The sequence below is a fragment of the Mycoplasma sp. CB776 genome (genome assembly GCF_054343395.1).
Genome location: NZ_JBTGVD010000001.1, coordinates 69,669 through 76,018 on the forward strand (window position 1 = coordinate 69,669; position 6,350 = coordinate 76,018).

6 protein-coding genes are annotated in these 6,350 nt (G+C 24.6%); 4 read left to right on the forward strand and 2 right to left on the reverse strand.

The window, feature by feature from the left end; all coding sequences use genetic code 4:
* Positions 1 to 4 precede the first annotated feature (4 nt).
* From ACXX86_RS00315 to ACXX86_RS00330, 4 genes are all read left to right on the forward strand, one after another.
* Positions 5 to 838 carry an ABC transporter permease gene (locus ACXX86_RS00315; protein WP_458559620.1) on the forward strand — a complete coding sequence of 278 codons (834 nt, stop codon included), beginning with the start codon at positions 5 to 7 and terminating at the stop codon, positions 836 to 838.
* Positions 831 to 1,667 (forward strand): ABC transporter permease, encoded by an 837-nt coding sequence (locus ACXX86_RS00320; RefSeq protein WP_436359082.1) that lies wholly within the window; start codon positions 831 to 833, stop codon positions 1,665 to 1,667. Before ACXX86_RS00315 ends, ACXX86_RS00320 begins: the two co-directional genes overlap by 8 nt.
* Positions 1,651 to 3,369: a hypothetical protein gene (locus ACXX86_RS00325; RefSeq protein ID WP_458557477.1), complete on the forward strand. Its 1,719-nt coding sequence runs from the start codon at positions 1,651 to 1,653 to the stop codon at positions 3,367 to 3,369. The genes ACXX86_RS00320 and ACXX86_RS00325 overlap by 17 nt, the downstream gene beginning before the upstream one ends.
* 222 nt (positions 3,370 to 3,591) lie before the next feature.
* Positions 3,592 to 4,776: a hypothetical protein gene (locus tag ACXX86_RS00330; protein ID WP_458560924.1), complete on the forward strand. Its 1,185-nt coding sequence runs from the start codon at positions 3,592 to 3,594 to the stop codon at positions 4,774 to 4,776.
* 70 nt (positions 4,777 to 4,846) lie between these two features.
* On the opposite strand, the gene ACXX86_RS00335 is transcribed toward ACXX86_RS00330, so the two are convergent.
* Positions 4,847 to 5,143, reverse strand: a complete 297-nt coding sequence (locus ACXX86_RS00335; RefSeq protein WP_458560925.1) for a cation transporting ATPase C-terminal domain-containing protein — start codon at positions 5,141 to 5,143, stop codon at positions 4,847 to 4,849.
* An 80-nt stretch (positions 5,144 to 5,223) separates the two neighbouring features.
* On the reverse strand, positions 5,224 to 6,350 hold a 1,127-nt coding region (locus tag ACXX86_RS00340), incomplete at its 5' end, for an IS1634 family transposase (RefSeq protein ID WP_458560926.1).

The following is a 6,350-nucleotide window of genomic DNA, read 5'->3' on the forward strand; positions in this document are numbered from 1 at the left end:
TATTTTGAAAAAAATAAAGTCAGGATTTAATCCAAGACTTTCTTTATCAATTCCTTATATTTTATTTTCAATTATTTTCATATTGTTGCCATTACTTTTACTTTTTATTAAAGCAGTAGCACCTATTTCCACTGATGATGGTGAAACTTTTAATAATCATTTATTCATTCAACAAAAAGAAACATGAGTAATTATAGGGAGATCTGTATTTGTAGGTATTGCAACAGCGATTATTTGTTTAATAATTGCTTTACCTTATGCTTTTTATGTTTCAACAGCAAAATCAAAGGTATTTAAAATTTATTCAATTTCTCTTATTGTTTCACCTTTGATTATATTCACAATAGCAAAAACATTCTCTTTAAGAGCTCTTTTTGTAACAATGTTTGATGAAGCAGATTTAAATACTATCTGATTTATGATTTTAGGATTAGTATTTTTAAATCTTCCATTTATGATTATTCCTTTATACACAGTTTTTAGAGATATGCCTAAAAATATTTTAGAAGCTTCTGCAGATTTAGGATACAATAAAACTCAAACACTTTTTAAAATAGTTTTACCTTACGGATTAAAAGCCATTTTTTCAGGTATTGGATTAGTATTTCTACTTGCAGCAACTTCAATCATTATTTCTGATAAATTACTACCAAATGGTGGTCAAAATCAACTGATTGGAAACTTAATCAATATTAACGCTAATCCATCTAACCCATTTGATCTTGCAAGATCATCATCTTTAGTTTTAATTACTATTGTAGTTATGATGGGGATTTATGCAATAATTTATTTCTTTCCAATTGTATTATTAAAATTGAAAGGAATTAAAAATGACTAGATTATTAGATTTTTTTAAAAAGTATGAAATTTTAAGAAAAAGTTACATTTGAATAATTTTAATTCTTTTTTATACACCAATATTTTTTGGTTTAATCTATTCTTTTAACAAACCATCTGATAAAGAACTTATTTCTACTACTTGAAATACATTTAGTTGAAAAGGTTATGAAGACTTAGCATCTCAAGAAAAATTACTTGCACTTGCAAACTCATTTATCATAGCTATTGCAACAGCTATAATTGTTATATTTATTTCGTTAATTACCGTTTTTGCTTTATGAAAGCAAAAAAATAAAAGTGTAAAAACTTATATTAATACAAGTTCTAACATCCCTTTAATTAACCCAGATATTATTACAGCTATTTCACTAGCAATCTTGCTTTCACTTGTTTTAGGAGTTTTAAAAGCTACTGAAGAAGGAATGATAAGAGCAATTGTTAGTCATGTAACTATGACTCTTCCTTACGGGATTATGCTTTTATATCCAAGAAGTGAAAAATTTTCTAAAAACCTTTTTGAAGCTTCTTTAGACTTGGGATACGGAAGAATAAAAACTTGATTTAAAATTTATTTAACATATATGCTTCCTGCTATTTCTTTTGTGTTCATTATTGTAGCTTTTCTTTCTTTTGATGATTTTATTATCACAAGAATTACATCTAATGTTTCCACAATAGGGGTCGAATTATATCAAGGAACTTTTAAAACCTGAGCACTTGCTTTAGGTGCAATTATGTTACTTTTTACCGTTGTGGGAAATGTTGTTTATATAGTTTATAAAACTAAAAATTCCAAAAAAGGAGTAAAAAATGGCATTATCAAATAAAGCAAAATGAACAATCGCAGCTTCTTCATTAGTTTTAGTTCCAACAGTTATTGGAGTAACTTATATTAAAACAACTGCTAATTTTAAACCAATTATTATGAACTATCAAAACTATCTTTCTAAAAGCACAGTTGATGGTTTAAATAAACATTTTAATTATAAAGAATTTGGTGATGTTTCTGAATTTTCTAAAGCTATAGAAGATAATAGGGTTATTGGTGGAGTTGGTTCAGATTTCCAAATTGTTAGAATGATTCAAAAACAATTAATTAGAAAAATTGATTTTGAAAGATTATTTAGAAAAAATAAAGCACTTGCAAATAAACTAAAACATAATCCTAATTTAAGTGCACAAGAAAACATTAATAATAAAAGGAAAGTTATAGAATCGCTTTTAAGAAAAGAAACTTTAGAACATTTAGATAATTATAATCAATTTCTTTATGTTGAAGGTGATAAAAGCAAAGGGATTATCGACATTGATGGTGATGGAATTCAAGATCAATTATGAGAATTTTTAATCCCTTATTATATTCAAGATAAAGTTTTCACTTATACAGTTGGTGATTACGATAAAGATGGTAAAAAAGTACCATTAAAAGAAGCAGTAGCTTCTTGAGACGATGCTAAAAAACAAGAAATTAGAGAAAAAGGTATTCGTTTTGATAAACAAGATTCTATATCCATTGCTCAAACTTTAATTCAAAATGGTTACAAATATTTTGAATGAACTGAAGCAATGAGAGATAATCTACTTTTAGGTAGTGAGCTAGTAAATGATCCAAAACTTAAAAATAATGGTTATACAGGAGTTGTTGATAAAGAAAACTATCAAGAGCAAATTAATAAATTTCTTGAAATTGTTCAAAAATCAACAAATCATCCTTTATCTGATACAAAAATTAACAGTGTTAAAAGTTCAGGTTTAGAATTATTAACAGCTTTAATTGACTCTGGAGTAAAACAAGAAGTAGGTTTTATTTATAATGGTGATGCTTTAGATGCACTCAACGGTAATGACAATTTTAGCAACGTTGAAGATGGAACTACAGTAAGAGCAATAAGACCAAAAAACAATATGACATTATTAGATGCCTGAATTATTACAAAAGATATCGATGATAACTTGGCAAATCAATTATTAGATGACCTTTATGATAATCTTTATAAAGGTGATGATTATTCAGTTGATGAGTTAATTTTTGAATCAGCTGAAAATGTTAGATATAATTATGTGCAAAAAGACGATAACTTTGTGGAAGAGTCAGGACGTGGTTATAAATTAAACTTTGAAGCACTTCCAAATTTAAGAAACTTTGACTATGTTAACTATACACCTGCTTTTAAATCTACTTATGAATATTTTGAAAAATTCTATTTTAATGATGCAACTACAACAGTAAAAGAAACAAATGATGAAGATGCTGAAGAAATTTCCATCTTACAAAGTTTAGATGGAGAAATTCTTAAAAATGATCCAAAACTTTCGTCTATTAAAGTAGAAACTACTGAAAACAGTTCTAAATTAGCAAAAAACCTTTATAAATCACAACAAAAAACACAAACCGTTTATGGTTTAGAACCTGATGAAAATACACCTCCAGAAGACATTTATAATGTAGAATATAAATTCCTTGCTCCTGTAGGTGAAAGTTTAAATTCAGAAATAAAAACAGCATACATTATTGCAACTAAAAAATAACTTAATAAGCTTAGAGAATTTTCTCTAAGTTTTTCTTTATAAGATTATTGAAAGTATAAGAAAGTAGATAATTATTTTAAAAGTTGGAAGTTTAAGTTAAAATGTTAAATTATTCATAAAAATTCACATTTTTAATAAAAACTATTCTAAAAAATTAAATTTTTTTCAGTTTTTGCAAATAAAGTTATATAATAATATTGCAATCAAATAAAGGAGAATAATATGAAAAAATTTAAAAAAAGAAAATTGTTATTCCTATCTTCTTCATTAATTTTGCCATTTTCTTTTATTGCTGTTTCTTGTGCTCAAGAATCTAAAGAAGAAAAAGAGCAATTAGAACAATCTAAATTACAGGAAAAATACAGAAATTTAGTAGTGAATTCAACTTATAAAGTTAAAAATGATTTTATAAAAGAAGAATTTCTTTATGATGAAAAAAAAGTTTCACTGAAATTTCCAAGAAGATTTGACAAAGTAGATAGTTATAATCATCTGATTACAGAAGAAGAAAGAGAAGCATTTAATAAATTTTTAAAAGATAATTACGATAATACTTCTAAAGACAAATTCTTTAAAGAAAATTATCTTTATGTTTTTCACACAAATAAAATTTCAAGAAATTTATTATATGATGACAGAACTTTATATTATAAAAATAATGAAAATAAGTTTTATATTATAGATAAACCTAATTTTCACTTAGATGAAAATTCTGATCCTAATCATAATTATTCAATTTCATTTTTAGCAAGAAATAAATTAAAAGGAAAAACAAGTTGGACTATAATAAATACAGATGAAGATTTCAAGAAATTTCAACCTAACGATAGTGATGAAACAACAGAATTATTTAATCAAAAAGTTGTAAGAGAAGATTTACTTAACAATGATGATGTTAAATCTAAATATAAAGAATTTATAAATACAAAAGATTTAAAGAATGATTTTTATTTTGATAAATTAACATTAGAAGATTCATCTGCTAAAAAATCTCTTTTAGAAGATTTATTCGATTCTCAAAAACAACAAGATTCAGACCATTTATCAATAAAAATAACTCAAGAAAACTATAGAAGTTATTCTCATTGATTAGATCCTTTTATTTCAGAATATGTTAGAAATAATTTTGAGCAATACAGAAGAGAATATTGAACATATTTTAATGATAAAGATTTAATTGCAAATATTTATATTCCTAAAACTCAATTTTCTGTAAGTCAAGTTTATATAAATGAAAAAGATAAAAAGGTCTATATTCTTCCTTTTTATAATGAATTTCAGCTTTATTCTCAACCAAGAGAATCTAATTTAATTAAAGTTGATTTTTACTCAATTGATAAGTCAGACAACTTAGAACTTATGGATGTAAATACTGTAAATGATATACTTTCTATAAATACAAAATAATTATTTTCATTCAAACTTTAAATGAGATTTAAAGTTATTAAAATAATGATGAAAAAAACTTAAAGTTTATTTAATTGACTTTAAGTTTTTTATTTACAAATAGTTTAATTAATTTGATAAATTCAATAAAAAATGTTGGTACTAACCCAAAAATAAATGGTAATGCAAATATTCAATTATTAAATGAATTTACATATACATTCATATTAAACACTTTGGAAAATTCTGGTATGTAAGTAACTGGTAAAAGAACAACAAAACTAATTGCAAAAGCTAAAAGAACAAATTTTAAATCATTAAATTTTTGTTTAAATAGACTTTCATTACTTCTTAATATAATAGAATTTAAAGATAAAATTATTCCCATAGTCCCGAGTTTCCCAGTTAATAGCAAAAAAGACAAAATCAACCATTTTTTTGGTTGATTTTATTGTTTTTGTTTTTTCTTTATACCATTTTTGATAAAACTCTTTTTATGTCGTATCAATATTTGATATTATCGTTGCTTTCGTCGGTTTTATAATTTAAGGTTTCTACTTTAATTATTTCACCTTTAAATTCAGTTACAACACTTGTTTGAGAGTTAAATGCTTCAATGAATTTATCATTTGTTATTTTATCTACAAGTCCATTTTCTTTATAAAATTTATTTATTAAGAAAATGGAATATTTTAATACAACTAACGCTAAAAAATTAAGTATAAAATGTCCTAAAATATGAGAATCTTTTCATACATAAATTGGTCTAACTTTTAGTGTGTTTTTTAGTGTTCTAAAATTCTCTTCAATTTGTCATTGTTTGTGATATATTTCAATAATTTGCTCTGGACTTAAATCTAGTCTAGAAGTTTCATAAACATAGAGTCCATCGAATTTTTCATCTTCTATGATTTTTTCATAATCGAGTTCGAATTCCATTTTCCCTACTCTTTTAAAGAATTTATATTTTTTAATTCCTATAATTTCTTCTGCACTAACTCTTCCAATTTTGTTTTGTCTTTTTTGGAAATTTTTAATTAATATTTGTCTATCTTCATAATCTTTTTTTGCTTTTGATTTACTAAAAGCAACGATTCTTCTTCTAATTGTCTCATTTACTCTTTTTCCGTTTCAATGGGAATTATAGTGATATTCTTTGTATTTCAAGCTTTTGTTTATATCGATATAACCTTCTTGTTCAAGTGCAAATTCTTTAAATTCTTTGCTTGATGATTTTAACCTATAAGAAATTATAAAATCAATGTTTTTTTGCTCTAAATAACGGAGATTTTTGTTTATTGACATTCCTTTATCTGCGATAATAGTGACTTTTTTGAGATTGTAATTTTTCTTCATTTCTTCAATAAAAGGAATCATTGTGCTTGAATCTGCTGTGTTTCCTTTAAAAACTTTTATAAAAATCGGAATACCATTACTATCTGTTGCCATTCCTATAACAACTTGATCTTCTTTGAATTTTCCATCTTTAGAATAACCCGGAATTCTTAGTCCATTTCTTTGAAAAGATTCAAAATAAACAGTTGAAGAATCATAAAAAACTAATTCGATATCTCTTCCTGTTTCATTTGTGATAA